General features: G+C 69.7%; 28 protein-coding genes. 18 read left to right on the top strand and 10 right to left on the bottom strand.

All coding sequences use genetic code 11. From position 1 onward, the window contains the following. Positions 1-197: 197 nt before the first annotated feature. On the top strand, positions 198-857 hold the full coding sequence (locus GRI72_RS07665) for a YqaA family protein (RefSeq protein ID WP_160733330.1): 660 nt from the start codon (positions 198-200) through the stop codon (positions 855-857). Here the strand turns inward: GRI72_RS07665 and GRI72_RS07660 are convergent. After that, entirely contained in the window at positions 834-1,517 is a 684-nt protein-coding gene (locus GRI72_RS07660; protein ID WP_160733329.1) for a Crp/Fnr family transcriptional regulator, read from the bottom strand. The genes GRI72_RS07665 and GRI72_RS07660 overlap by 24 nt on opposite strands. 49 nt (positions 1,518-1,566) lie before the next feature. Between GRI72_RS07660 and GRI72_RS07655 the strand changes: the two genes are divergently transcribed. Further along, positions 1,567-2,415 carry a sterol desaturase family protein gene (locus GRI72_RS07655; RefSeq protein ID WP_160733328.1) on the top strand — a complete coding sequence of 283 codons (849 nt, stop codon included), beginning with the start codon at positions 1,567-1,569 and terminating at the stop codon, positions 2,413-2,415. On the opposite strand, the gene GRI72_RS07650 is transcribed toward GRI72_RS07655, so the two are convergent. The 5 genes from GRI72_RS07650 to GRI72_RS07630 all read right to left on the bottom strand — a co-directional run bounded on the left by GRI72_RS07650 (position 2,412) and on the right by GRI72_RS07630 (position 5,502). Further along, entirely contained in the window at positions 2,412-2,843 is a 432-nt protein-coding gene (locus GRI72_RS07650) for an OsmC family protein (protein ID WP_160733327.1), read from the bottom strand. The genes GRI72_RS07655 and GRI72_RS07650 overlap by 4 nt on opposite strands. 39 nt (positions 2,844-2,882) lie before the next feature. Next, the gene (locus tag GRI72_RS07645; protein ID WP_160733326.1) at positions 2,883-3,368 is read right to left on the bottom strand and encodes a GSU2403 family nucleotidyltransferase fold protein; all 486 of its coding nucleotides are present in this window, start codon (positions 3,366-3,368) and stop codon (positions 2,883-2,885) included. Positions 3,369-3,512: 144 nt separating this feature from the next. Then, positions 3,513-4,763 (bottom strand): serine palmitoyltransferase, encoded by a 1,251-nt coding sequence (gene spt, locus GRI72_RS07640; RefSeq protein ID WP_160733325.1) that lies wholly within the window; start codon positions 4,761-4,763, stop codon positions 3,513-3,515. Further along, positions 4,760-5,005, bottom strand: coding sequence for an acyl carrier protein (locus tag GRI72_RS07635; protein ID WP_160733324.1), 246 nt, complete (start codon positions 5,003-5,005; stop codon positions 4,760-4,762). Before GRI72_RS07635 ends, spt begins: the two co-directional genes overlap by 4 nt. Before the next feature lie 128 nt (positions 5,006-5,133). Next, complete coding sequence (locus GRI72_RS07630; protein ID WP_160733323.1) at positions 5,134-5,502, bottom strand: response regulator; 369 nt, start codon at positions 5,500-5,502, stop codon at positions 5,134-5,136. A gap of 115 nt (positions 5,503-5,617) precedes the next feature. Here GRI72_RS07630 and GRI72_RS07625 point away from each other — a divergent pair, with 115 nt between their 5' ends. Genes GRI72_RS07625 through GRI72_RS07605 form a run of 5 tightly spaced genes read left to right on the top strand, consistent with a single transcriptional unit; the run spans position 5,618 to position 8,883 of the window. After that, on the top strand, positions 5,618-5,890 hold the full coding sequence (locus GRI72_RS07625) for a DUF3572 domain-containing protein (protein WP_337191153.1): 273 nt from the start codon (positions 5,618-5,620) through the stop codon (positions 5,888-5,890). Continuing rightward, positions 5,887-6,531, top strand: a complete 645-nt coding sequence (locus tag GRI72_RS07620) for an HAD family hydrolase (RefSeq protein WP_160733321.1) — start codon at positions 5,887-5,889, stop codon at positions 6,529-6,531. Before GRI72_RS07625 ends, GRI72_RS07620 begins: the two co-directional genes overlap by 4 nt. Then, complete coding sequence (locus GRI72_RS07615) at positions 6,528-6,986, top strand: RidA family protein (RefSeq protein WP_160733320.1); 459 nt, start codon at positions 6,528-6,530, stop codon at positions 6,984-6,986. Before GRI72_RS07620 ends, GRI72_RS07615 begins: the two co-directional genes overlap by 4 nt. After that, a complete protein-coding gene (locus GRI72_RS07610) occupies positions 6,983-7,747 on the top strand; it encodes a glycerophosphodiester phosphodiesterase family protein (protein WP_160733319.1) in 765 nt (254 codons plus the stop codon). Before GRI72_RS07615 ends, GRI72_RS07610 begins: the two co-directional genes overlap by 4 nt. After that, positions 7,744-8,883 carry a GNAT family N-acetyltransferase gene (locus GRI72_RS07605; protein ID WP_160733318.1) on the top strand — a complete coding sequence of 380 codons (1,140 nt, stop codon included), beginning with the start codon at positions 7,744-7,746 and terminating at the stop codon, positions 8,881-8,883. The genes GRI72_RS07610 and GRI72_RS07605 overlap by 4 nt, the downstream gene beginning before the upstream one ends. Here GRI72_RS07605 and GRI72_RS07600 read toward each other — a convergent pair. Then, entirely contained in the window at positions 8,880-9,209 is a 330-nt protein-coding gene (locus GRI72_RS07600; RefSeq protein ID WP_160733317.1) for a hypothetical protein, read from the bottom strand. The two genes, GRI72_RS07605 and GRI72_RS07600, sit on opposite strands and share 4 nt — an antisense overlap. A 288-nt stretch (positions 9,210-9,497) precedes the next feature. Here GRI72_RS07600 and dksA point away from each other — a divergent pair, with 288 nt between their 5' ends. The 6 genes from dksA (at position 9,498) to kynU (ending at position 14,599) form a co-directional block, all read left to right on the top strand. Then, positions 9,498-9,956 carry an RNA polymerase-binding protein DksA gene (gene dksA / locus GRI72_RS07595; protein WP_160733316.1) on the top strand — a complete coding sequence of 153 codons (459 nt, stop codon included), beginning with the start codon at positions 9,498-9,500 and terminating at the stop codon, positions 9,954-9,956. 186 nt (positions 9,957-10,142) lie between these two features. Next, positions 10,143-10,520: a PilZ domain-containing protein gene (locus GRI72_RS07590; protein WP_160733315.1), complete on the top strand. Its 378-nt coding sequence runs from the start codon at positions 10,143-10,145 to the stop codon at positions 10,518-10,520. Between the two features lie 73 nt (positions 10,521-10,593). Next, positions 10,594-12,069 (top strand): ABC transporter substrate-binding protein, encoded by a 1,476-nt coding sequence (locus GRI72_RS07585; RefSeq protein WP_160733314.1) that lies wholly within the window; start codon positions 10,594-10,596, stop codon positions 12,067-12,069. An 18-nt stretch (positions 12,070-12,087) separates the two neighbouring features. Next, the gene (locus tag GRI72_RS07580; protein ID WP_160733313.1) at positions 12,088-12,510 is read left to right on the top strand and encodes a DUF4112 domain-containing protein; all 423 of its coding nucleotides are present in this window, start codon (positions 12,088-12,090) and stop codon (positions 12,508-12,510) included. A gap of 50 nt (positions 12,511-12,560) precedes the next feature. Continuing rightward, a complete protein-coding gene (locus GRI72_RS07575) occupies positions 12,561-13,352 on the top strand; it encodes a tryptophan 2,3-dioxygenase (protein WP_160733312.1) in 792 nt (263 codons plus the stop codon). 14 nt (positions 13,353-13,366) lie between these two features. Then, positions 13,367-14,599 carry a kynureninase gene (gene kynU, locus GRI72_RS07570; RefSeq protein WP_160733650.1) on the top strand — a complete coding sequence of 411 codons (1,233 nt, stop codon included), beginning with the start codon at positions 13,367-13,369 and terminating at the stop codon, positions 14,597-14,599. A gap of 152 nt (positions 14,600-14,751) precedes the next feature. On the opposite strand, the gene GRI72_RS07565 is transcribed toward kynU, so the two are convergent. Further along, positions 14,752-15,357: an HNH endonuclease gene (locus GRI72_RS07565; protein WP_160733311.1), complete on the bottom strand. Its 606-nt coding sequence runs from the start codon at positions 15,355-15,357 to the stop codon at positions 14,752-14,754. A gap of 138 nt (positions 15,358-15,495) precedes the next feature. On the opposite strand from GRI72_RS07565, the gene gluQRS reads away from it, so the two are divergent. The 5 genes from gluQRS to GRI72_RS07540 all read left to right on the top strand — a co-directional run bounded on the left by gluQRS (position 15,496) and on the right by GRI72_RS07540 (position 18,515). Continuing rightward, positions 15,496-16,347 (top strand): tRNA glutamyl-Q(34) synthetase GluQRS, encoded by an 852-nt coding sequence (gene gluQRS / locus GRI72_RS07560; RefSeq protein WP_160733649.1) that lies wholly within the window; start codon positions 15,496-15,498, stop codon positions 16,345-16,347. After that, positions 16,344-16,574 (top strand): HIG1 domain-containing protein, encoded by a 231-nt coding sequence (locus tag GRI72_RS07555; protein WP_160733310.1) that lies wholly within the window; start codon positions 16,344-16,346, stop codon positions 16,572-16,574. The genes gluQRS and GRI72_RS07555 overlap by 4 nt, the downstream gene beginning before the upstream one ends. 17 nt (positions 16,575-16,591) lie before the next feature. After that, positions 16,592-17,161, top strand: a complete 570-nt coding sequence (locus GRI72_RS07550; protein ID WP_160733309.1) for a cob(I)yrinic acid a,c-diamide adenosyltransferase — start codon at positions 16,592-16,594, stop codon at positions 17,159-17,161. Positions 17,162-17,253: 92 nt separating this feature from the next. Continuing rightward, positions 17,254-18,123: a 3-hydroxyacyl-CoA dehydrogenase NAD-binding domain-containing protein gene (locus GRI72_RS07545; protein WP_160733308.1), complete on the top strand. Its 870-nt coding sequence runs from the start codon at positions 17,254-17,256 to the stop codon at positions 18,121-18,123. A gap of 53 nt (positions 18,124-18,176) precedes the next feature. Next, positions 18,177-18,515 carry a hypothetical protein gene (locus tag GRI72_RS07540; RefSeq protein WP_160733307.1) on the top strand — a complete coding sequence of 113 codons (339 nt, stop codon included), beginning with the start codon at positions 18,177-18,179 and terminating at the stop codon, positions 18,513-18,515. A 25-nt stretch (positions 18,516-18,540) separates the two neighbouring features. Here GRI72_RS07540 and GRI72_RS07535 read toward each other — a convergent pair whose 3' ends face one another. Both GRI72_RS07535 and GRI72_RS07530 read right to left on the bottom strand, forming a co-directional pair. Beyond that, positions 18,541-18,942 carry a YidH family protein gene (locus tag GRI72_RS07535; protein WP_160733306.1) on the bottom strand — a complete coding sequence of 134 codons (402 nt, stop codon included), beginning with the start codon at positions 18,940-18,942 and terminating at the stop codon, positions 18,541-18,543. Next, a complete protein-coding gene (locus tag GRI72_RS07530; protein WP_160733305.1) occupies positions 18,920-19,357 on the bottom strand; it encodes a hypothetical protein in 438 nt (145 codons plus the stop codon). The genes GRI72_RS07535 and GRI72_RS07530 overlap by 23 nt, the downstream gene beginning before the upstream one ends. Positions 19,358-19,381 lie beyond the last annotated feature (24 nt).

Here is a 19,381-nt window from a genome sequence, read left to right as displayed (position 1 = left end):
TGGGAAGAGAAAGGGAAGGGGGACGCCGCGAGGGCGGTCCCGGCGAATCGCACTATCGCGATGTTCGTCTTTTCTAACCAATGAGCGTCGCGATGTCAAGATAAAAGTGCCAAATAGGTTATGAAAGTGCGCCGTCCGATACTTGCGCCCGCGCGCCGGCGCTTGCCTGCCCCGCACCGCTGGCATAGGGCGCGGCGATGCTGCGCAAACTCTACGACTGGACGATGGCCAAGGCCGCGCATCCCCATGCGGAGGGGTGGCTGGCGCTGATCAGCTTCATCGAATCGAGTTTCTTCCCGATCCCGCCCCATCCCCTGCTCGGCCTGATGTGCCTGGCCGAACCGGCGAAGGCGATCCGCTTCGCGCTGGTCTGCACCGTCGCCTCGGTCCTGGGCGGGCTGTTCGGCTACGCGATCGGCTATTTCCTCTACGACACGGTCGGCACCGCGATGCTTTCGGCCATCGGGCTGGCGGAGGAGTTTCCGGTCGCCGCCTGCCACTTGCGCGAGCGCGACTGGGAAGTGATCTTCCTCGCCGGGAGCACCCCGGTCCCGTTCAAGCTGCTGACGATCACCGCCGGCTTCATCGAAATGGCGCTGGTGCCGTTCATCCTCGCCAGCATCGCCGGGCGCGCGCTGATCTTCATGACCGTGGGGATCCTGTTCCGCCTGTTCGGCGCGCCGATCAAGCGGGTGATCGACGAATACCTGGTCACCGTCACCACCGTCTTCGCGGTGCTCGTCGTCGGCGGCTTCCTCGCGCTGACCTGGCTCTCGGGCGGAGAGGACGGCGCGCAGGATGCCTGCGCGGCGGCGGCGATCGCGGCGCCGGCCTCACCCGGCGGCGAAGCGGCGTAACCGGTCCGGATCGGGCACCTCGATCGCGCCGTATCGCCGGCCGATCAGCCCGCCTTCGTCCAGTTCGCGCAGCGCCTGGTGCGCGGTCGAGCGGGTGACGCCCAGCAGGTCCGCGATCTCCTGCTGGGTCACGGCCAGCCGGCGGGGGGCTGCGCCCGGACCGCACAAGTTGGCGAGCAGCCCGGCCGCGCGCGCGGTCGCCGTGCCCCGGCGGATTCCGGCCATCACGTTGAGCACTTCCTGCAATTGCCCGGCCATCGCGCCCAGCAGGCGGCGCATCGCGGCCGGGTCTTCGGCCAGCGCGCGTTCGAACCGCGCCCCGTCGATATGCCGCAGGACCGCCGCCTCGCGGGCGACGGCATCGACGACGCGGCGGCGCGCGGCGAGCCAGGCCAGCTCGCCGTAGGAATCGCCCGGGCCCAGCAGCGCGACCTGGCGGAAATCCCCGTCGGCAAGGAACTGCCCGACCGCGACCGCCCCCTCCTCGATCAGCCAGAAACCGCGCGCCGTCTCGCCGCGCTGCTGGATCACCTGGCCTTCGGCGAAGCGGCGCGCCGGGGCGCGATCGCGCAGCCGCGCGGCGAGGGCAGCCGGCAGGGCGGCGAAGAGCATCGCCGTGCCGGCCGAACTGAGCGGCACCAATTGTCCGGTTTCCGACATTTCACCGGGCGTTCTAGCGCTAGACCGGGGCGGGGAAAAGGAGAGGACAATGTCAGCACCGATCGTCGCGGTTCTCGCGATCTATCTCGGCTTCGCGCTGCTCGAACTGTGGCGCACCGGCCTGCTGGCCAAGCCCGGGCAGACGCGCGACGACGGAATCGTCGAGGCGGCCAGCACGGTCATGCTGCTGGGGGTGACCCAGCCGGCGATCGTCGCGCTTTCGGCCATCCTCGCTTCCGCCGTTGCGCCGCAGTGGCAGGGGGCGCTCGCCGGGCTCCACCTCGTGCCCGCGGTGCTGCTGTTCCTCGTCCTCGACGACATGACGCAGTACTGGTGGCACCGGGCGAGCCACAGCTTCGCCTGGCTCTACAACCTCCACCGCGCGCACCACAACGCGCGCTACATGTCGGTGCGCCTCGTCTATCGCAACAACGTGTTCTATTACATGATGATGCCGGGGCTGTGGTTTTCCGGCGTGCTGCTCTACCTCGGCCTCGGCTGGGTCTATGCCGGGTACCTGGTGGTCAAGATGGCGGTGATCATCGGCGCCCATTGCGACATTGCCTGGGACCGGCCGCTCTACCGGATCGGCTGGCTGTCGCCGGTCATGTGGGTGTTGGAACGCACGATCTCGACCCCCGCCACGCACCACGCGCACCACGGGCGCCATGCGAGCGACCCGGCGGTCCATTACAAGGGCAACTACGGCAACCTGCTGTTCCTGTGGGACGTGATCTTCGGCACCGCGCGGATCACGCGGACCTATCCGCGCAGCTACGGGGTGGAGAACCTTCCCCCGGCCGGCGCGGCGCAGCAACTGCTGTGGCCGCTGGCGCCCGAGCCGCGGGCGCAGGACGCGGCGGCGCCGGCCGGTGCGGAAGACGTCGCCGCCGGCTAGCCCTCGAACGTCGTGTCCAGCGTGATCTCGGCCTTGAGCAGCTTGGAAATCGGGCAATTGGCCTTGGCCTCTTCGGCCAGCTTCGCGAAGTCCTCGCGCCCGATCCCCTCGACCTTGCCGGTGAGCGTCAGGTCGGAGCGGGTGACGGTAAAGCCTTCGCCCTCCTTCTCCAGCGTCACTTTCGCGGTGGTTTCCAGCGTCCCCTGCTCGTGCCCCGCGCGGGCGAGCGCGAAGCTGAGCGCCATCGTGAAGCAGCTGGCATGGGCCGCGGCCACCAGCTCCTCGGGATTGGTGCCCGGCGCATCCTCGAACCGGGTGTTGAACCCGTAAGGCTGGCCGTCCAGCGCGCCCGAGCCGGTCGAGACACTGCCCTTGCCGTCCTTGCCCAGCCCTTCGTAACGCGCGCTACCGGTATTGGTCGTCTTCATTGCTGCAATCTCCTTCACCATCGAGACGGCCGACGTGCCCTAGCGTTCCGCGCCGCCGCGCCATTCGCGCCCCAGCGGCGCGAGCTCCTGCGGGATCGACTGCGCGAATGCCGCGTCGAGCGGATAGTGCGGCATGGCCTGCGCCACCGCCTCGAGCACGGCATTGCCTTGCGCCAGATCCTTGCGCCGTTTCAGCGGGTCGCGCTTCGCCTGTCGTCCGAGCCACAGCTTGTGCAGCGCGAACCAGCGGGGATCGGGCGCCACGATCCGCGCCGCGCTGCCATCGCGGCAGGGCACGACCTGATCGACCGGGGTGCCGAGCAGCAGCCATTCCTGCTCGGGCAGAGGGATCGGCCGCGGCCGGTCACGCCGGGCGAGGGCGTCCGCGCGCGAGGGGGCAATGAGCAGCTCGACCTCGTAGGCATCGGCATTGCGGGCCTGGAATCCGCGTTCGGCGTTGACCGCGAAGGTCGGGTCGACCGCCTTGAGCAGGTCCCAAACCGGCGCGCCATGCCCGCTCGGCATCGCGCCACGCCTCATAGCGCTGGCGCAGATTGACCAGCGCCCGCGCCTGTTCGTCGGTGTACTGGGCAAGCCCCATCGGTCATATTTATCCCACATTTTTCGCGGAATGGGAAACTGTGGGATAAATACCGAAATTACAGTAGATTAGATAATTCCGACCGCCTTGCCCGCGCGTTCGAACATGCCGAGGATCGTCCCGACTTCCTCGGCCGAGTGTTCGGCGCAGAGCGAGCAGCGCAGCAGCGTCATGTTGGCGGGCGTCGCGGGCGGGCGGGCGAGGTTGACGTAGAGCCCTTCCTTCAGCAGCGCCTCCCACATCGCCGCACCCTTGGCGAGGTCGGGCATGATCACCGCGACGATCGCGCTCTGCGGTTCGTCGGTCCCGAGCTCGAAGCCGAGGTCCTTCAGCCCGGCATGGAGCCGCCGCGAATTTTCCCACAAGTGCGCGCGCTTGTTGCCGCCGTGCATCAGCTTGCGAATGCTGGTCGCCGCGGTGGCGACCACGCTGGGGGGCAGCGAAGCGGTGAAGACATAGGGGCGGCAGACCAGCCGCATGATCTCGAACTTCGGGTGGTTGGAAACGCAGAAGCCGCCGACCGTGCCGACGCTTTTCGAGAAAGTGCCGATGATGAAATCGACATCTTCGATCACGCCCTGTTCCTCGCACACGCCGCGGCCGTTCTCGCCGATGAAGCCCATCGAGTGGGCCTCGTCCACCAGCACCATCGCGCCGTATTTCTTCGCGATCGCGACCATTTCCTTCAGCGGGGCGACATCGCCCAGCATCGAGTAGACGCCTTCGAGCACGACCAGCTTGCCCGCGTCTTCGGGAATGCGGCGCAGGCGCTTTTCCATCGCGTCGAGATCGTTGTGCCTGAACGGCACGACTTCCGCCTTGCCCATCGCGCACCCGTCCCAGATGCTGGCGTGGCTGTCGATGTCGAGGACGATGTAGTCGCCCTTGCCCGCGATGGTCGAGATGATCCCGAGATTGGCCTGGTAGCCGGTGGAGAAGACCATCGCGTGGTCCATCGCGTAGAATTCGCGCAGCGCGTCCTCGCACTCCCGGTGGCCCTGGTACGTGCCGTTGAGCACGCGGCTGCCGGTCGTCCCGCTGCCGAAATCGGCCAGCGCCTGCTTGCCCGCGGCGACGACGTCGGGATCGAAGGTCATCCCCATGTAATTGTAGGTGCCGAGCAGGATCGTGTCGCGCCCGTTGCAGATCGCGCGGGTGGGGGAGAGGACTTTCTCCATCACCAGGTTGAAGGGGTCTTCCTGCCCGCTGGCGAGCAGCCCTTCGCGCATCGCGATCAGGTCGTCGAACTTGCTGAACAGGTCGGGCGCGTCGCCTTCGCGCACCTGCGGCCGGTCGGGCTGGCTGATTCCTTCGCTCACGCGTCGGCCTGCATCTTGTGGACCGCGTCGACCAGCTGGCCGTAAGTCTCGATCTCGGCCTGCTGGTTCATCGAGATGATCACGTCGAACTCGTCCTCGATCGCGGCGACGAAATCCATCACCGTCAGGCTGTCGAACTCTAGGTCGCCGGCGAACGTGGTCGAATCGGCGATCTCGATGCCTTTCTTGTTGAACGGTTCGATCAGCGATCTGATGGTCTGGTCGGTTTGCGCGCGATCCATGGGGGGCGGTTCCAATCTCGTTAGTGCGGCGGGCATCGTGCCCGCCCTGCGAATGGCCCGGCAAAGCGGGTCCGGCCCCCGCTTGTCAAGCACCCGCGGCGCGAACCGCGCGGCGCGCGCGGCCGCCGTCAGGCCGGGACCAGCCGCCGCACCGCGGCCATGAAGGGGCCGATCGAAACCGGCTTGGCCAGGTAGTCGGCGGCGCCCGCGGCGCGGATCCGTTCCTCGTCGCCCTTGCCGGCATAGGCGGTCACCGCGAGGACCGGCACTTGCGCCAGCCCCTTGTCGCCCTTGAGCGCGGCGATCAGGTCCACGCCCGAGACATTGGGCAGCTGGATGTCCATCAGCACGAGGTCGGGGCCGAAGCGGCGGGCCGCCTCCAGCACCAGTTCGCCGTCGGCGACAGGCTCCACCTCGTAGCCGTTCGCGCGCAGGACGTCGCAGAACAGCTTCCGGTTGAGGTCGTTGTCCTCGACAACGAGTATTCTCTTTGCCACAGCCTCGCTCACCGGGGCGCGCTCCCTTCCTGCCGCCCGCATGCCATATCGGCCCTGCCCTTACGAGCTGACGAGGACGCTGACAATCATACACCAGACCCCATCCCCCGACCACGTGCCCGGCGACCCCGAGTCGCTGGCGCTCGGCGCGCTCGGCTGGGTGCTGCAGGACGACGACCGGGCCGGGCGCCTGCTGGCGCTGACCGGGCTGACGCCGGAGATCCTGCGCGACCGGCTGACCGAGCGGAGCGTCATGGCCGCGGTGCTGGACTTTCTCGCCAATCACGAGCCGGACCTGGTCCTCGCGGCCGATGCGCTGAACGTCGCGCCCGAAACGCTGGTCGCCGCGCGCCGCGCGCTGGCCGCCGGCGGGGAGGCGGGGGCATGAGCCGGCCGCTGGTCATCTCCGACTGCGACGAGGTGCTGCTGCACATGGTCGCCCATTTCCGCGACTGGCTGGGCGAGAGCGAAGGGGTGGACTTCACGATCGGCAGCAACAGCTTCGCCCGCGCCATGCGCTGGCGCGAGAGCGGGGAAGCGGTCGAGGAACGCGAGATCTGGCGCCTGCTGGGCCGCTTCTTCGATACCGAGATGGACCGCCAGCACCCGATCGAAGGGGCGGTGGAAGGCATCGCCGCGCTGGCCGACCACGCCGACGTGGTGATCCTGACCAACCTCAACGACGAGCGGCGCGAACGGCGCGCGCGCCAGCTGATGGACCACGGAATCGACGCGCGGGTCTTCACCAACCAGGGGCCGAAAGGGCCGGCGCTGAAGGCGATACTCGACGAATATGCGCCGAGCCGGGCGATCTTCATCGACGACCTGCCGCAGCACCACGCCTCGGTCTCGCAGGTCGCGCCCGAGGTTCGCCGCCTGCACCTGTGCGGCGAGCCGCTGCTGGCGCCGCATATCGATTGCGCCCACCGCGCGGGCGATGCACATGCGCGGATCGACCGCTGGGCCGAGGCGCTGCCATGGCTGCTCGACCAGCTTGCAAGCGAAACACAGGACCGGGAAAACGCATGAGCATCGACGCAAGACTCGCCGAACTGGGGATCGAACTGCCGCAGGCCGCCGCGCCGGTCGCCAGCTACCAGCCCGTCGTCGTCCATGGCGGCTTCGCCCATGTCTCGGGCCAGTTGCCGTTCGTCGGCGGCGACCTGGTCAAGGGCCGGCTGGGCGAAGACGTCTCGCTGGAAGACGGCACCGCGGCGGCGCGCGCCTGCGGGCTGATGATCCTGGCCCAGCTCAAGGCCGCGCTGGGTTCGCTCGACAGGGTCGAACGCGTGGTCAAGCTGGGCGCCTTCGTCAGCTCGGCCGCCGATTTCACCGACCAGCCCAAGGTCGCCAACGGCGCGTCGGACCTGATGTTCGAGGTGTTCGGCGAGGCCGGGCGCCACTCGCGCAGCGCGGTCGGCGTGCCGGTGCTGCCGCTGGGCGTGGCGGTCGAAGTGGACGCGATCGTCGCCGTCAGCCCGTGATCCTGCGCCCGATCGACGCCTGGCGCGCGCCGCCGCCGGACCCGCGACGCGTCGAGTGGCTGGGGCAGTGGACATATGCCCACAGGGGCTGCCATTCGCCCGGCATCCCGGAAAATTCCGCGTCCGCCTTCGCCGAGGCGATCGGGCGCGGGCTGGGGATCGAGTGCGACGTCCAGCGCACCGGCGACGGGCGGGCCGCGGTGTTCCACGACTGGGACCTCGACCGGCTGACCGACGATAGCGGGCCGCTGATGCGCCGGCCGCTGGCGCAGATAGAGGCGCTGGCGCTGAGCGGCAGCAGCGACCGCGTCCCCTCGCTCGAACGGCTGCTGTCGCAAGTCGCGGGGCGCGTGCCCTTGCTGATCGAGCTGAAATCGCGGCGCCAGAACCGGGTCGCGCCGCTGTGCCTCGCGGTGCGCCGCGCGCTCGACGGCTATCGCGGCCCGCACGCGGTGATGAGCTTCGACCCGCGGGTTTCGCGCTGGTTCTCGGTCCATGCCCCGCGCACCGTGCGCGGGCTGGTGGTGACCGAGGAGAACGATCGCGGCCCCGCCGGCCGCTGGCGCCGCCACGCGGCCCTGTGGCACGCGCGGCCCGATTTCCTCGCCTACGACATTCGCGACCTGCCGAGCGCCTTCGCCGCGCAGCAGCGCGCGCGCGGCCTGCCGGTGCTGACCTGGACCGTGCGCGACGCGGCCCAGCGCGCCCGGGCGGCCGAGCACGCCGATGCCCCGATCGCGGAAGGGGACGGGCTGGCGTGAGTGCGGGCGAAGAGCGGATCCGCGTGGCCGATGCGGTCGGCGCGCTGCCGCGCGACGCCTGGGACCGGCTGGCGGGCACCGACAATCCCTTCGTCTCGTGGGATTTCCTCACCGCGCTGGAGGATTCGGGCAGCGTCGGGCCGGGCACCGGCTGGCAGCCGCTGCCGATCGTGGTCGAACGCGGCGCGGGCCAGGTGCTGGCCGCGGCCATGCCGTCCTACGTCAAGTCGCACAGCCAGGGCGAATACGTGTTCGACCATGCCTGGGCCGATGCCTACGAGCGCGCGGGCGGGGCCTATTACCCCAAGCTCCAGGTCGCCGCGCCTTTCACCCCGGCGACCGGGCCGCGCCTGCTGGCCCGCAGCGACGACGACGCCGCGCTGCTGCTGCGCGCGGCGCAGGCGGTCTGCGCCCGGTTCGCCCTGTCTTCGGCCCATGCCACGTTCATCGCGCCGGACCAGCGCGCGCTGTTCGAACGGGGCGGCTGGCTGATGCGCAGCGATATCCAGTTCCACTGGGAAAATCGCGGCTACGACAGTTTCGACGGCTTCCTCGGCGCGCTCAGTTCGCGCAAGCGCAAGGCGATCCGCAAGGAACGCGCCGCGGCCCGCGAAGGGCTGGAGATCCGCCACTTGACCGGCGACGCGATCGCGCCCGAACACTGGGACGCGTTCTGGACGTTCTACCAGGACACCGGCGCGCGCAAGTGGGGGCAGCCCTACCTGACGCGCGAGGCCTTCACCCTGCTGGGGGAACGGATGGCCGACCGCATCCTGCTGGTCCTGGCCTTCGACGGCGCGGAGCCGATCGCGGGGGCGCTGAACTTCATCGGCGGCGACACGCTGTTCGGCCGCTACTGGGGCTGTCGCGAGCAGCGCCGGTTCCTGCATTTCGAGCTGTGTTACTACCAGGCGATCGACGCCGCGATCGCGCGCGGCCTCGCCCGGGTGGAAGCCGGTGCCCAGGGCGGGCACAAGCTGATGCGCGGATACGAGCCGGTGGAAACCTGGTCGGCGCACTGGATCGCCGACCCGGGATTGCGCGAGGCGGTGGCCGAATACCTTCGGCACGAACGCGACGCCGTGGCGCAGGACCGCTCGGCCTTGGGCGAGCACACGCCTTTCCGCGAAGGCTAGGCCGCGCTGCGTTCTTCCGCGTTCAGCCACTCGCGCGCCCGGCGCTGGGCCTCGGCGATTTCGCGCGCGGTCATTTCCTCGGCGATGTCGGCGCGGCACACGGCCGCTTCCTCGTGGCCGTTCAGCGCCGCGAGGTTGAACCACTTGTGCGCTTCCACCAGGTCGCAGGCGACTTCGTGGTCGCCGGTCGAAAAGGCCACGCCGAGGTCGAAATAGGCCATCGCGTCGCCCTGCGCCGCGGCGGCCAGGCAGCGCGCGACCAGCAGGTCGGCGGCGGCGGTGTCGGCCGGGACGGCCATCCCGCCTTCGATAGGAGTGAGCTTCATGTCATGCCCCCCGTTTGCTTGCGGGCGATCCCCAATGCCGCCCGGTCACGGCTTGCCCCGATTATGGTCAACAAAAGGTTAACATCGCGCTGGCAATGGCCCGGCGCGGGCGGTCGGCGCCGGGGCGGGAGATGAATTCCCGGCCATTTCCCGGCGCGTTTCCAATTGCCGCTTGTGCGTGCCCTGACCCCCGCTTATAGGCGCGCCCTGCGGGGCCCGGACCGTCGGACACGCCGGCGGGCCGGACAGGTAACGCCGGCGGCTGCCGGCAGGGGTTGAGAGGCACATATGGCGTCGGCGACGACCACCGACATCGAAGTTCTCGAACAGGCCAGACAAGCTATCGCGCCGGATTACGAGCCGAGCGACGACGAGCCTTACATGAACGAGCGGCAGGTGAACTTCTTCCGCATGCTGCTGCTCGAATGGAAACGATCGATCCTCAACGCGTCGTCCGCGACGCTGCAGTCCCTGCAGGACGGCCCGATCCGCGAGCCGGACCTGAACGACCGCGCATCGAGCGAGACCGACTGGAGCATCGAGCTGCGCACCCGCGACCGGCAGCGCAAGCTGATCGCCAAGATCGATGCCGCCCTGCGCCGCCTGGACGAGGGCGAATACGGCTATTGCGAGGTGACCGGCGATCCGATCGGCCTGCGCCGGCTGATCGCCCGCCCGGTCGCGACGATGACGGTCGAGGCGCAGGAAGCGCACGAGCGGCGCGAGAAGATCTCGCGCGACGACTGAAGGCGCGCCGCCGGTCGCCCGCCGGGCCGGTATTCGGGGCCAGGTTTCGGGGCCAGGTCCGGGGCAGGGGGTTAAAGCTTCATTAGCCTCTCCCCCGCTAGAAGACCCTTCGTATTTCCCGGCCCGCGCGGTTCCGTTTCGCGCCGGGGCCGGGGCGGTGGCCGAAGAAAGGACGAAAGGCGAACGATGTCCGGCGTCGATACGCGTCACATTGCCAGGGACAGCCTGTTCCTCCTGGCCACGGTGCGCATCGCCGGCGATTCGGCGGAGCACCGGGTCAAGGTGCGCAACCTGTCGGCGGGCGGCATGATGGCCGAAGGCGAAGTCCAGGTCGAGCGCGGCACGCGCCTGGCGGTGGACCTGCGCAACGTCGGCTGGGTCGAAGGATCGGTCGCCTGGGTCCAGGACAAGCGCTTCGGCATTGCCTTTGCCGAGGCGATCGACGCCAAGGCCGTGCGCGCGCCGGTGGGCGGCGGCGGCGAGGGCACGCCGCGCTACGTTCGGCCGGCCTCGATCCTGCCCGATCGCATGTCGATCGACCCTTCGCGCCTGCGCAAGCTCTGACCCGGCGAACGCGCGCCGCGCGGCTGCGCTTGCCCGCTGACCTCGCGGCGATAGCCTGCTAGTCAGCATCGCGATGCCACTGTCCCGCCCGATCGCCCTGGCCTGTGCCGCTGTCGCGTGTCTCCTCGCCGGCTGTTCCGGCGGGCGCGACGATCTCGTCAACGTCGTCTTCATCGGGGAGCCGGAGGAGTTCGAGCAGACCGGCCTGCGCCTGTCGCCGGCGGCCCAGCACTTGCGCGCGGCGACGGCCGAAGGGCTGGTGGCGCTCGATGCCACGGGCGGGGTGGTCCCCGCGGTTGCCGAACGCTGGGTCGTGACCGACGACGGCCTCAGCTACATCTTCCGCCTGCGCAATTCGCGCTGGAGCGACGGCACCCAGATCGAGGCCGAGCATGTCCGCGACGAGCTGCGCGGCATATTGCGCCGCCTGCGCGGGACCTCGCTCGGCCGCGACCTCGACAAGGTCAGCGAAGTGCGGGCGATGACCGGGCGCGTGGTCGAAATCCGCCTGACCAGCCCGCTGCCCGACCTGCTGCAGATCCTGGCCCAGCCCGAACTGGGCCTGCGCCGGGGCGGCGAAGGGACGGGGCCGATGGCCGCGACCGAAACCGAGGACGGCTGGCTGCTGCAGCCGCGCCCGCCCGAAACCCGCGGCCTGCCCGAAGTGCCCGAATGGAACGAGCGGATCCGCCAGGTCCACGTGCGCGCCCTGCCGGCCCGCGCGGCGGTCGACGCATTCGACGCGGGGGAGGCCGATCTCGTGCTCAACGGCACGCTCGCCAACCTGCCGCTGGCCGATGTCGGCGCGCTCTCGCGCGGGACGGTGCGGCTCGACGCCGCGCTCGGCCTGTTCGGGCTGCGCGTCCGCTCGGGCGAGGGGCTGCTGGGCGATGCCGCCCGGCGCGAGGCGTTGGCCATGGCGATCGACCGGCCGCAATTGCTGCAACCGTTCAATATCGGCGGCTGGGTGCCGACGACGCGGATCGTCGCGCCGGGCCTGCCCGACGACATCGGCACGATCGACGAACGCTGGAGCGACCTTTCGCCCGAGGCGCGCCGCACCCTCGCCGCGCGGCGCATCGCCGGCTGGCTGGGCGCGGAGGAAGGGCGCACGGCCCGCGTCACGCTGGCCCTGCCGCAGGGGCCGGGTTCCGACCTGCTCTTTTCCGGCCTGGCCGAGGATTTCGCCGCGATCGGCGTTGCGCTCGAACGCGCCGACGACCCGCGCGAGGCCGATCTCGTCCTGGTCGACCGGGTCGCGCGCTATGGCGGCGCGCGATGGTTCCTCAACCAGTTCGCCTGCGACTTGCGCGGCGGGCTCTGCTCGCCCGAGGCCGACGCGCGGGTGGAAGAGGCGCTCTCTGCCCAGAACCCGATGGTCCGCTCCGCCCTCTATGCCGAGGCGGAGGCCGAGCTGGCGGCGAGCAATGTCTATATCCCGATCGGCGCGCCGATCCGCTGGTCACTGGTGCGCGGCGGGGTTGAGGGGTTCCGCGAAAACCGCTGGAACATCCATCCCTTGCTGCCGCTGGCCATGCGCCCCATCTAGGGGTGCGAGGAGAACGCCATGACCCAGAACCGGCAGCAGCAGCCGCGCCCGATGGGCGTCGAACTGCCCACCGGAACCGACCCGCAATCGATCCGCCGCCGGATCGAGACGATGGAATTCCTGCTCGAACGCAGTTTCCGCATCCCGGGCATCAACTACGCGGTGGGGCTCGACGCGATCGTCGGCCTCGTGCCCGTGGTCGGCGACCTGATCACCGCCGCGATGGGCGGCTATATCGTGTGGGAAGCGCGCAACCTCGGCCTGCCGAAGTGGAAGCTGTGGCGCATGGCGGGCAATATCGCGTTCGACACGGCGCTGGGCGCGGTGCCGCTGGCAGGCGATGCCTTCGACCTCGCGTTCCGCTCCAACACGCGCAACCTCAAGATCGTGCGCAAGCACCTCGACAAGCACCACCCCGAAACCCGCACGATCGAAGGCTAGGATCGGGGGCATAGTTTCAATCGTCACCGCTTGGCGCTAGTCCCTTCGCCATGGCCCGCGACGTAACCTATTCATCCTATCTCGATCTCGACCGCGTTCTGGCGGCGCAGCACCCGGTCTCCGGCGCGCACGACGAGATGCTGTTCATCATCGTCCACCAGGCCAGCGAGCTGTGGCTCAAGCTGTGCCTGCACGAGCTGGAGGCCGCGCGCGGCTTCATCCGCGAGGATCGCCTGCGCCCGGCGTTCAAGATGCTGGCCCGGGTCGCCCGCGCGCAGGGGCAGCTGATCCAGTCGTGGGACGTGCTCTCCACGATGACGCCGCACGACTATTCGACGGTGCGCCCGCACCTGGGCAATTCCAGCGGGTTCCAGTCGGCGCAGTACCGGCTGATGGAATTCCTGCTCGGCGGGCGCAATCCCGACATGGTGACGATGCACGAGGCGACGCCCGATGTGGCCGCGGCGCTGCGGGCCGAGCTGGACCGGCCGAGCATCTATGCCGAAACGATGCGCCTGCTCGCCCGGCGTGGCCTCGCGATCCCGGACGCGGTGCTGGAACGCGACCATCGCCTGCCGTGGGAACATTCGGCCGAGGTCGAGGCGGCCTGGGCCGAAATCTACCGCGATCCGGCGGCGCACTGGGATCTCTACGAGCTGGCCGAGAAGCTGGTCGATCTCGAGTATCATTTCCAGCGCTGGCGCTTCGGCCACCTGAAGACGGTGGAACGGATCATTGGCTTCAAGAAGGGCACCGGCGGCACGCCGGGCGTGCCCTATCTCGAAGGGGTGCTGAAACAGGCCTTCTTCCCCGAGCTGCTCAGCGTCAGGACGGCGATCTGATGCCCGCCGGTGCGATGATGGACGCGGCGCGGGAACGCGACCGGGCCGATCCGCTGCGCGAATACCGCGACCGCTTCGCCCTGCCCGACGGGGTGATCTACCTCGACGGCAATTCGCTCGGCGCGCTGCCGAAAGCGACCGCGGAGCGCATGGCGGGCGTCGTGCGCGGCGAATGGGGCGAAGGGCTGATCCGCAGCTGGAACCCGGGCGAAAACGGCGGGGCCGACTGGATCGGCCTGCCCCGGCGCGTGGGCGGCAGGATCGCGCGGCTGGTGGGCGCGGCGCCGGACACCGTGGTCGCCGCCGACAGCACCAGCGTCAACCTGTTCAAGCTGATCGCCGCCGCGCTGGCCATGCGGCCGGGGCGCAAGGTGGTCCTCTCCGAACCGGGCAATTTCCCGACCGATCTCTACATGATCGCCGGGCTGGAGGCGCAGGGCCTCGCCGAACGCCGCCTCGCCCCGCGCGACCGGCTGGCCGATGCGCTGGACGGCGACGTCGCGCTGCTGCTGCTGACCCACGTGCATTACAAGACCGGCGAAGTGTTCGACATGGCCGCGCTGACCCGCGCCGCGCACGACGCCGGGGCGCTCGTCCTGTGGGACCTGTCGCACAGCGCGGGCGCGATCCCGGTCGGGCTCGATGCGAGCGGGGCCGATTTCGCGGTCGGCTGCGGCTACAAGTACCTGAACGGCGGCCCCGGCGCGCCGGCATTCGCCTATGTCGCGCAGCGCCATCACGCCGCGCTGGAACAGCCGCTGACCGGCTGGATGGGCCATGCCGCGCCCTTCGCCTTCTCCGACGACTACGCGCCGGCCCCCGGCGTCGGCCGCCTGCTGTGCGGCACGCCGCCGGTCCTCGCCCTCGCCGCGCTCGAGGTGGGGGTGGACCTGGTGGCCGAAATCGGGATCGACCGCCTCGCCGCCAAGTCGCGCGCGCTGTCGGAATTCTTCCGCGACTGCCTCGACGGCCTCGGCGTCGCGCTCGAACTCGCCAGCCCGGCCGATCCCATGCAGCGCGGCAGCCAGCTCTCGTTCCGCCACCGGCAAGCCTACGCGATCTGCCAGGCGCTGATCGCCCGCGGCGTGATCGGCGATTTCCGCGATCCCGACATCCTGCGCTTCGGTTTCGCCCCGGCTTACGTCTCCTTCGAAGACGCGGCCCGCGCCGCGCGGCACCTGGCCGAAGTGCTCGAAACCGGCGAATGGCAGCGCGAGGAGTTCCGCGAGAGGGCGGCGGTGACGTGACTGCTGGAAAGAGCCCTCTCCCCTTCAGGGGAGAGGGTTGGGAGAGGGGGAGCCGCGTAATCCCCCCTCTCAACTCGGGCTAGGCGCTCCGCACCAGGCCTGCGTATCTCTCCCCTGAAGGGGAAAGAGCGTGGCAAGAGCCGCATCCTGCATCACTCCTCCAGCTCGATGTCCCAGTAGAGCCAGTCGCGCCAGGTCTCGTGGAGGTAGTTGGGCGGGAAGGCTTTGCCGCGTTCCTGCAGTTGCCAGCTGGTCGGGCGGATCGGGTTGACCGCCGGCATGTGCGCTTCGCGCGGGGTGCGCCCGCCCTTTTTCATGTTGCACGGCGCGCAGGCGGTGATGATGTTCTCCCACGTCGTCCTGCCCCCCTGGCGGCGGGGAACGACGTGGTCGAAGGTCAGGTGGTCGGGGCTGCCGCAATACTGGCAGGCGAAGCGATCGCGCAGGAAGACGTTGAAGCGGGTGAAGGCCGGGAACTCCGACTGCTTCACGTATTGCCGCAGCGCGATCACGCTGGGGATCTTCATGTCGAGCGAGGGGGAATGGACCTCGCGCTCGTACGTCGCGACCACGTCCACCCGGTCGAGGAAGATCGCCTTGATCGCGGTCTGCCACGGCCACAGGCTCAACGGGTAATAGGACAGCGGGGTATAGTCGGCGTTCAGGACAAGCGATGGACATGCCGACAAGTTGCGTGTCGGGTCTTCATCGGCGCTTCTGAACCGCGCCGCGCGCTCGATCAGTTCAGCCCTGAACATTGGTCATGACACGTGCGCGTGTCCTCCCTTATGTCGTGAAGGGAGCATTTGCGGCAAAAAGCGTCAAGCCTGTTACATGGGCCGAATCCACAAGCTTTTTGCGCGAGTCGCGGCTTTCGAGTCACGAAAGGTACGGCCCTGGTCACCACCCGCTTCGCCCCCAGCCCGAACGGTTCGCTGCACCTGGGGCACGCCTTTGCCGCGCTGGTCGCGCACGATCTCGCGCGGGAGGCGGGCGGGCGCTTCCTTCTGCGGATCGAGGATATCGACGGGGCGCGCAGCCGCCCCGAACTGGCGGAGGAGTTCCGTGCCGACCTCGCCTGGCTGGGCCTCGAATGGGCCGAGGTCGCGCCCCAGTCCGCCCGGCTGGCCGACTATGCCGCCGCCGCCGACCGCCTGCGCGCCGAGGGGCTGCTCTATCCCTGCACCTGCACCCGGGCGCAGATCGCAGCGAGCGCGCGCGAAACGGGGCCGGAAGGGCCGGTCTATCCGGGCACCTGCCGGGGGCGCGGCGCGCCGGCCCCGGGCGTGCCGGTCGCCTGGCGGCTCGACGTCGCCGCCGCGCTCGCCCGCACCGGGCCGCTCGAATGGGTCGATGCGCTGGCCGGCCCGCAGCGGGCCGACCCGGCGCGGCTGGGCGATGTCGTGCTGGTGCGCAAGAACGAGCCGGCGAGCTATCACCTCGCGGCGACGCTCGACGACGCGGCCGACGGGGTATCGCTGGTCACGCGCGGGCGCGACCTGTTCGCCGCGACCCACGTGCACCGCCTGCTCCAGGCCCTGCTGGGCCTGCCGGTGCCGCGCTGGCACCATCACCCGCTGCTGATCGACGATGCCACCGGCACGAAGCTGGCCAAGCGGCGCAATTCGCCCTCGCTGGCTGACCGGCGGCACGCGGGGGAAGACGGCGCGGCCCTGGCCGCGGCGCTGCGCGGGCATCGCTTCCCGGCTGGCATTTCGCTCGGCCAGCGCCTACATCGCGGGACATGACCACTTTTCTCGCCATCGTCCTCGTCATCCTCGTCGCCCTGGTGGTCTATTCGCTGGTGCGCGGGATCGTCGCCTTCCTCAAGAGCACCAAGATGGACCTGGAGCGCGACGATGCCGAGGGCGCGAGCGAGATGCAGCTGATGCAGAACAAGATGATGTTCGCCCGCATCAAGTACCAGGCCCTGGCGGTCGTCGTCGTGGCGATCCTGCTCGCGATCGCCAACTGACGCGCGGGCGCGCGCCGATGGTCAGGCTCAACCGGATCTATACCCGCACCGGCGACGACGGCACGACCGGGCTGGTCGACGGTTCGCGCACGGCCAAGCATTCGCCGCGCATCGCCGCGATCGGGCGGGTGGACGCCGCCAACAGCGCGCTCGGCCTCGCCGCCGCGGCGCTTGCCGGCGGCCCCCATGCCGGGGCGATCCACCGGATCCAGAACGACCTGTTCGATCTCGGCGCCGATCTTGCCACGCCGGGCGAGGATTTCGAGCCCTCCGAGATGGTCCTGCGCGTCGTCCCGGCCCAGGTCGAATGGCTGGAGCGCGAGATCGATCGACACAACGAGACGCTGGAGCCGCTGAAGAGCTTCGTCCTGCCCGGCGGCAGCGAGGCCGCGACACGCGTGCACGTGGCCCGCGCCGCCGTGCGCGAGGCGGAGCGGGCCGTGGCGGCCCTCGCGGCGGACGAGCCGGTCAACCCCGCGGCCCTCGCCTACGTCAACCGCCTGTCGGACCATCTCTTCGTCCTCGCCCGCGTGCTGAACGACAATGGCGCGGCGGACGTCAAATGGGTGCCGGGCGCCAATCGCTGACCGGCGCCGCGCGCCCTGCCGCGCCGCCCTAGCCAGGCCCGTCCGCAGGCGTTACCAGACGCCCCTGCTGCAACTGCGAAGGACATGTGCACATGCGAAAGGTGGCGATCGTCGGCGCGGGCCAGATGGGCTCCGGAATCACGCAGACCGTGGCCGGCCACGGGATCGAGGTTCTCCTGGCCGATGTCGAGCTGAGCCTGGCGGAGAAGGCCCGGGCGGGGATCGACCGCGCGCTGGGCAAGCTGGTGGGCAAGGGCAAGATCGAGATCGCCGATGCCGAGGCGGCGCTGGCGCGGATCACCCCGGTCGCCGGCTACGACGCGATGGCCGATGCCGACCTGATCATCGAGGCCGCGACCGAGCGCGAGGACATCAAGCGCTCGATCTTCGAGGCGGCGGGCAATGTCCTGGGCAAGGACGCGATCCTGGCCAGCAACACCAGCTCGATCCCGATCACGCGCATGGCCAACTGGGCGCCCGACCCGGCGCGCTTCATCGGGCTGCACTTCTTCAACCCGGTGCCGGTCATGGGCCTGATCGAGGTCATCCCCGGGCTCGCCACCTCGGAGGAAACGACCGCGCGGATGCGCGCCTTTGCCGAGAGCCTGGGCAAGGAAGTCGTGCTGAGCCAGGACGAACCCGGCTTCGTCGTCAACCGCATCCTCCTGCCGATGATCAACGAGGCGATCTTCGTCCTCGGCCAGGGCACGGCGGACGTGGCCGATATCGACAAGGGCTGCCGCCTGGGCCTGAACCACCCGATGGGGCCCTTGCAGCTGGCCGATTTCGTCGGGCTGGATACCTGCCTGGAAATCATCAGGGTCCTCCATGGCACGACCGGCGACCCGCGGTATCGCCCGGCGCCCCTGCTGGTGAAATACGTCGAGGCCGGCTGGTTGGGCCGCAAGGCGGGCCGCGGGTTCTACGACTATTCGGGCGAGGAGCCGGTGCCGACCCGCTGAGGCGCGGAACGCCCTGCGCCCCCCGTCCGTTGGCCATGCAAAGGAGAATTCGCATGACCGACAAGCCGGTGAAGAGCCAGGAAGAGCGCCAGGCCGACCTCGCGCCCGAGATGCACAACGACGAGCAGGACGATCACCGCGCCCAGGCCCAGGAGATCGCCAGGGAAGCGCGCGAGCCGGCCGGCGTGAGCCCGACCGAGAGCGAGAAGAGCGACAATTCCAGCGGGCTGATGAACGATTCGACCCAGGACGTGGTCGATCGCATGCGCGACATGGAAAGCTCGGGCCGGATCGACATGGACGCCTATCGCGGCGAGACCAACCACGACGACAACGTCGACAAGTACGGCAAGCCCCGCAAGCCCGACGGGCTGCGGGGCGACGGCACCTGAACTGGCCGGGTGAACGGGGGCCGGGCTAGCCGGCCGTCTTCGCCAGGTCCCCGTCGTTGAGGACCCACAGGCCCGCGATCAGGATCGCGGCGCCGGCCATGACGGCATAGGCGAGCAGCCGGAAATTGGGGCTGGAGGCACGTTCGAACTCGTGCGAATCGAGCCGCGAGAGCGTGTGGCACGCGCGCCGCTGGGCCGAAAAGGCGAGCAGGGCGCCGGCGGCGATGAAAAGCGTCGCGATCGCCTTGGCCAGCCAGGGCGGCTCGAAGGCACCGAACAGGACGCGGAAGGCAAGCCCGATCCCGATCGCGGCGAAGGCCGTGCGGATCCACCCGGCGAAGGTCCGCTCCATCGCCATGATGTTGCGATCTTCGGCGTATTGCGTCCGCTCTTTCGCGAGATCGTTAGAGTCCTGCTTCTCCGGCATCGGGCACGACGATAGCTGCTTCTCCCTCAGCTTCAATCACCGCCTCGCTGCCCGGTTCCCGGTCGTGGACGATCATCGGTGCCGAGCCGAAGCCCTCGGCATCGTCGATCAGCACCTCGTCGGGGAAAGGCTCGGCCTCTTCTGCCAGGTCCTGCAGCGGATCCTCGTCGAAGCCCGGGCCGGGATCGGGGGGCATCGGCGCGCGGGGCGGGGCCAGCACCCGCATGGGCCGATCGCTTTCGGATGCCGGCGGCGGCAACGGCTCGCCCCCTGCGGCGGGCTGCCCGGCCTGCTGCGCCAGCCGGTCGAGCACGCCCCCGCCGTCCTCGTCCCCGACGAGCGCGCCGGCGCCGACCACGACCAGCAGGGCAAGGGCGATCGCCGCCCACTTGTTGGTGAAGGGATTGGCGTCCATGACGCGCGCCAGCCTAGCTGCGAA

Source organism: Pelagerythrobacter marinus, from assembly GCF_009827515.1.
GTDB classification, from domain to species: Bacteria; Pseudomonadota; Alphaproteobacteria; order Sphingomonadales; family Sphingomonadaceae; genus Pelagerythrobacter; species Pelagerythrobacter marinus.
Note: the sequence above shows the minus strand (reverse complement) of the source record. Positions and strands in the feature narration are given on the sequence as shown.

What these genes read in the sequence shown, in the direction of transcription:
- GRI72_RS07530 (WP_160733305.1), bottom strand. Translation starts at nt 19,357, where the DNA reads ATGGACGCCAATCCCTTCACCAACAAGTGGGCGGCGATCGCCCTTGCC.
- GRI72_RS07545 (WP_160733308.1), top strand. Translation starts at nt 17,254, where the DNA reads ATGCGAAAGGTGGCGATCGTCGGCGCGGGCCAGATGGGCTCCGGAATC.
- GRI72_RS07650 (WP_160733327.1), bottom strand. Translation starts at nt 2,843, where the DNA reads ATGAAGACGACCAATACCGGTAGCGCGCGTTACGAAGGGCTGGGCAAG.
- GRI72_RS07575 (WP_160733312.1), top strand. Translation starts at nt 12,561, where the DNA reads ATGGCCCGCGACGTAACCTATTCATCCTATCTCGATCTCGACCGCGTT.
- kynU (WP_160733650.1), top strand. Translation starts at nt 13,367, where the DNA reads ATGATGGACGCGGCGCGGGAACGCGACCGGGCCGATCCGCTGCGCGAA.
- GRI72_RS07645 (WP_160733326.1), bottom strand. Translation starts at nt 3,368, where the DNA reads ATGCCGAGCGGGCATGGCGCGCCGGTTTGGGACCTGCTCAAGGCGGTC.
- GRI72_RS07550 (WP_160733309.1), top strand. Translation starts at nt 16,592, where the DNA reads ATGGTCAGGCTCAACCGGATCTATACCCGCACCGGCGACGACGGCACG.
- GRI72_RS07600 (WP_160733317.1), bottom strand. Translation starts at nt 9,209, where the DNA reads ATGAAGCTCACTCCTATCGAAGGCGGGATGGCCGTCCCGGCCGACACC.
- GRI72_RS07590 (WP_160733315.1), top strand. Translation starts at nt 10,143, where the DNA reads ATGTCCGGCGTCGATACGCGTCACATTGCCAGGGACAGCCTGTTCCTC.
- dksA (WP_160733316.1), top strand. Translation starts at nt 9,498, where the DNA reads ATGGCGTCGGCGACGACCACCGACATCGAAGTTCTCGAACAGGCCAGA.
- GRI72_RS07620 (WP_160733321.1), top strand. Translation starts at nt 5,887, where the DNA reads ATGAGCCGGCCGCTGGTCATCTCCGACTGCGACGAGGTGCTGCTGCAC.
- GRI72_RS07635 (WP_160733324.1), bottom strand. Translation starts at nt 5,005, where the DNA reads ATGGATCGCGCGCAAACCGACCAGACCATCAGATCGCTGATCGAACCG.
- GRI72_RS07655 (WP_160733328.1), top strand. Translation starts at nt 1,567, where the DNA reads ATGTCAGCACCGATCGTCGCGGTTCTCGCGATCTATCTCGGCTTCGCG.
- GRI72_RS07565 (WP_160733311.1), bottom strand. Translation starts at nt 15,357, where the DNA reads ATGTTCAGGGCTGAACTGATCGAGCGCGCGGCGCGGTTCAGAAGCGCC.
- GRI72_RS07580 (WP_160733313.1), top strand. Translation starts at nt 12,088, where the DNA reads ATGACCCAGAACCGGCAGCAGCAGCCGCGCCCGATGGGCGTCGAACTG.
- GRI72_RS07665 (WP_160733330.1), top strand. Translation starts at nt 198, where the DNA reads ATGCTGCGCAAACTCTACGACTGGACGATGGCCAAGGCCGCGCATCCC.
- GRI72_RS07615 (WP_160733320.1), top strand. Translation starts at nt 6,528, where the DNA reads ATGAGCATCGACGCAAGACTCGCCGAACTGGGGATCGAACTGCCGCAG.
- GRI72_RS07585 (WP_160733314.1), top strand. Translation starts at nt 10,594, where the DNA reads ATGCCACTGTCCCGCCCGATCGCCCTGGCCTGTGCCGCTGTCGCGTGT.
- GRI72_RS07555 (WP_160733310.1), top strand. Translation starts at nt 16,344, where the DNA reads ATGACCACTTTTCTCGCCATCGTCCTCGTCATCCTCGTCGCCCTGGTG.
- GRI72_RS07535 (WP_160733306.1), bottom strand. Translation starts at nt 18,942, where the DNA reads ATGCCGGAGAAGCAGGACTCTAACGATCTCGCGAAAGAGCGGACGCAA.
- GRI72_RS07660 (WP_160733329.1), bottom strand. Translation starts at nt 1,517, where the DNA reads ATGTCGGAAACCGGACAATTGGTGCCGCTCAGTTCGGCCGGCACGGCG.
- GRI72_RS07540 (WP_160733307.1), top strand. Translation starts at nt 18,177, where the DNA reads ATGACCGACAAGCCGGTGAAGAGCCAGGAAGAGCGCCAGGCCGACCTC.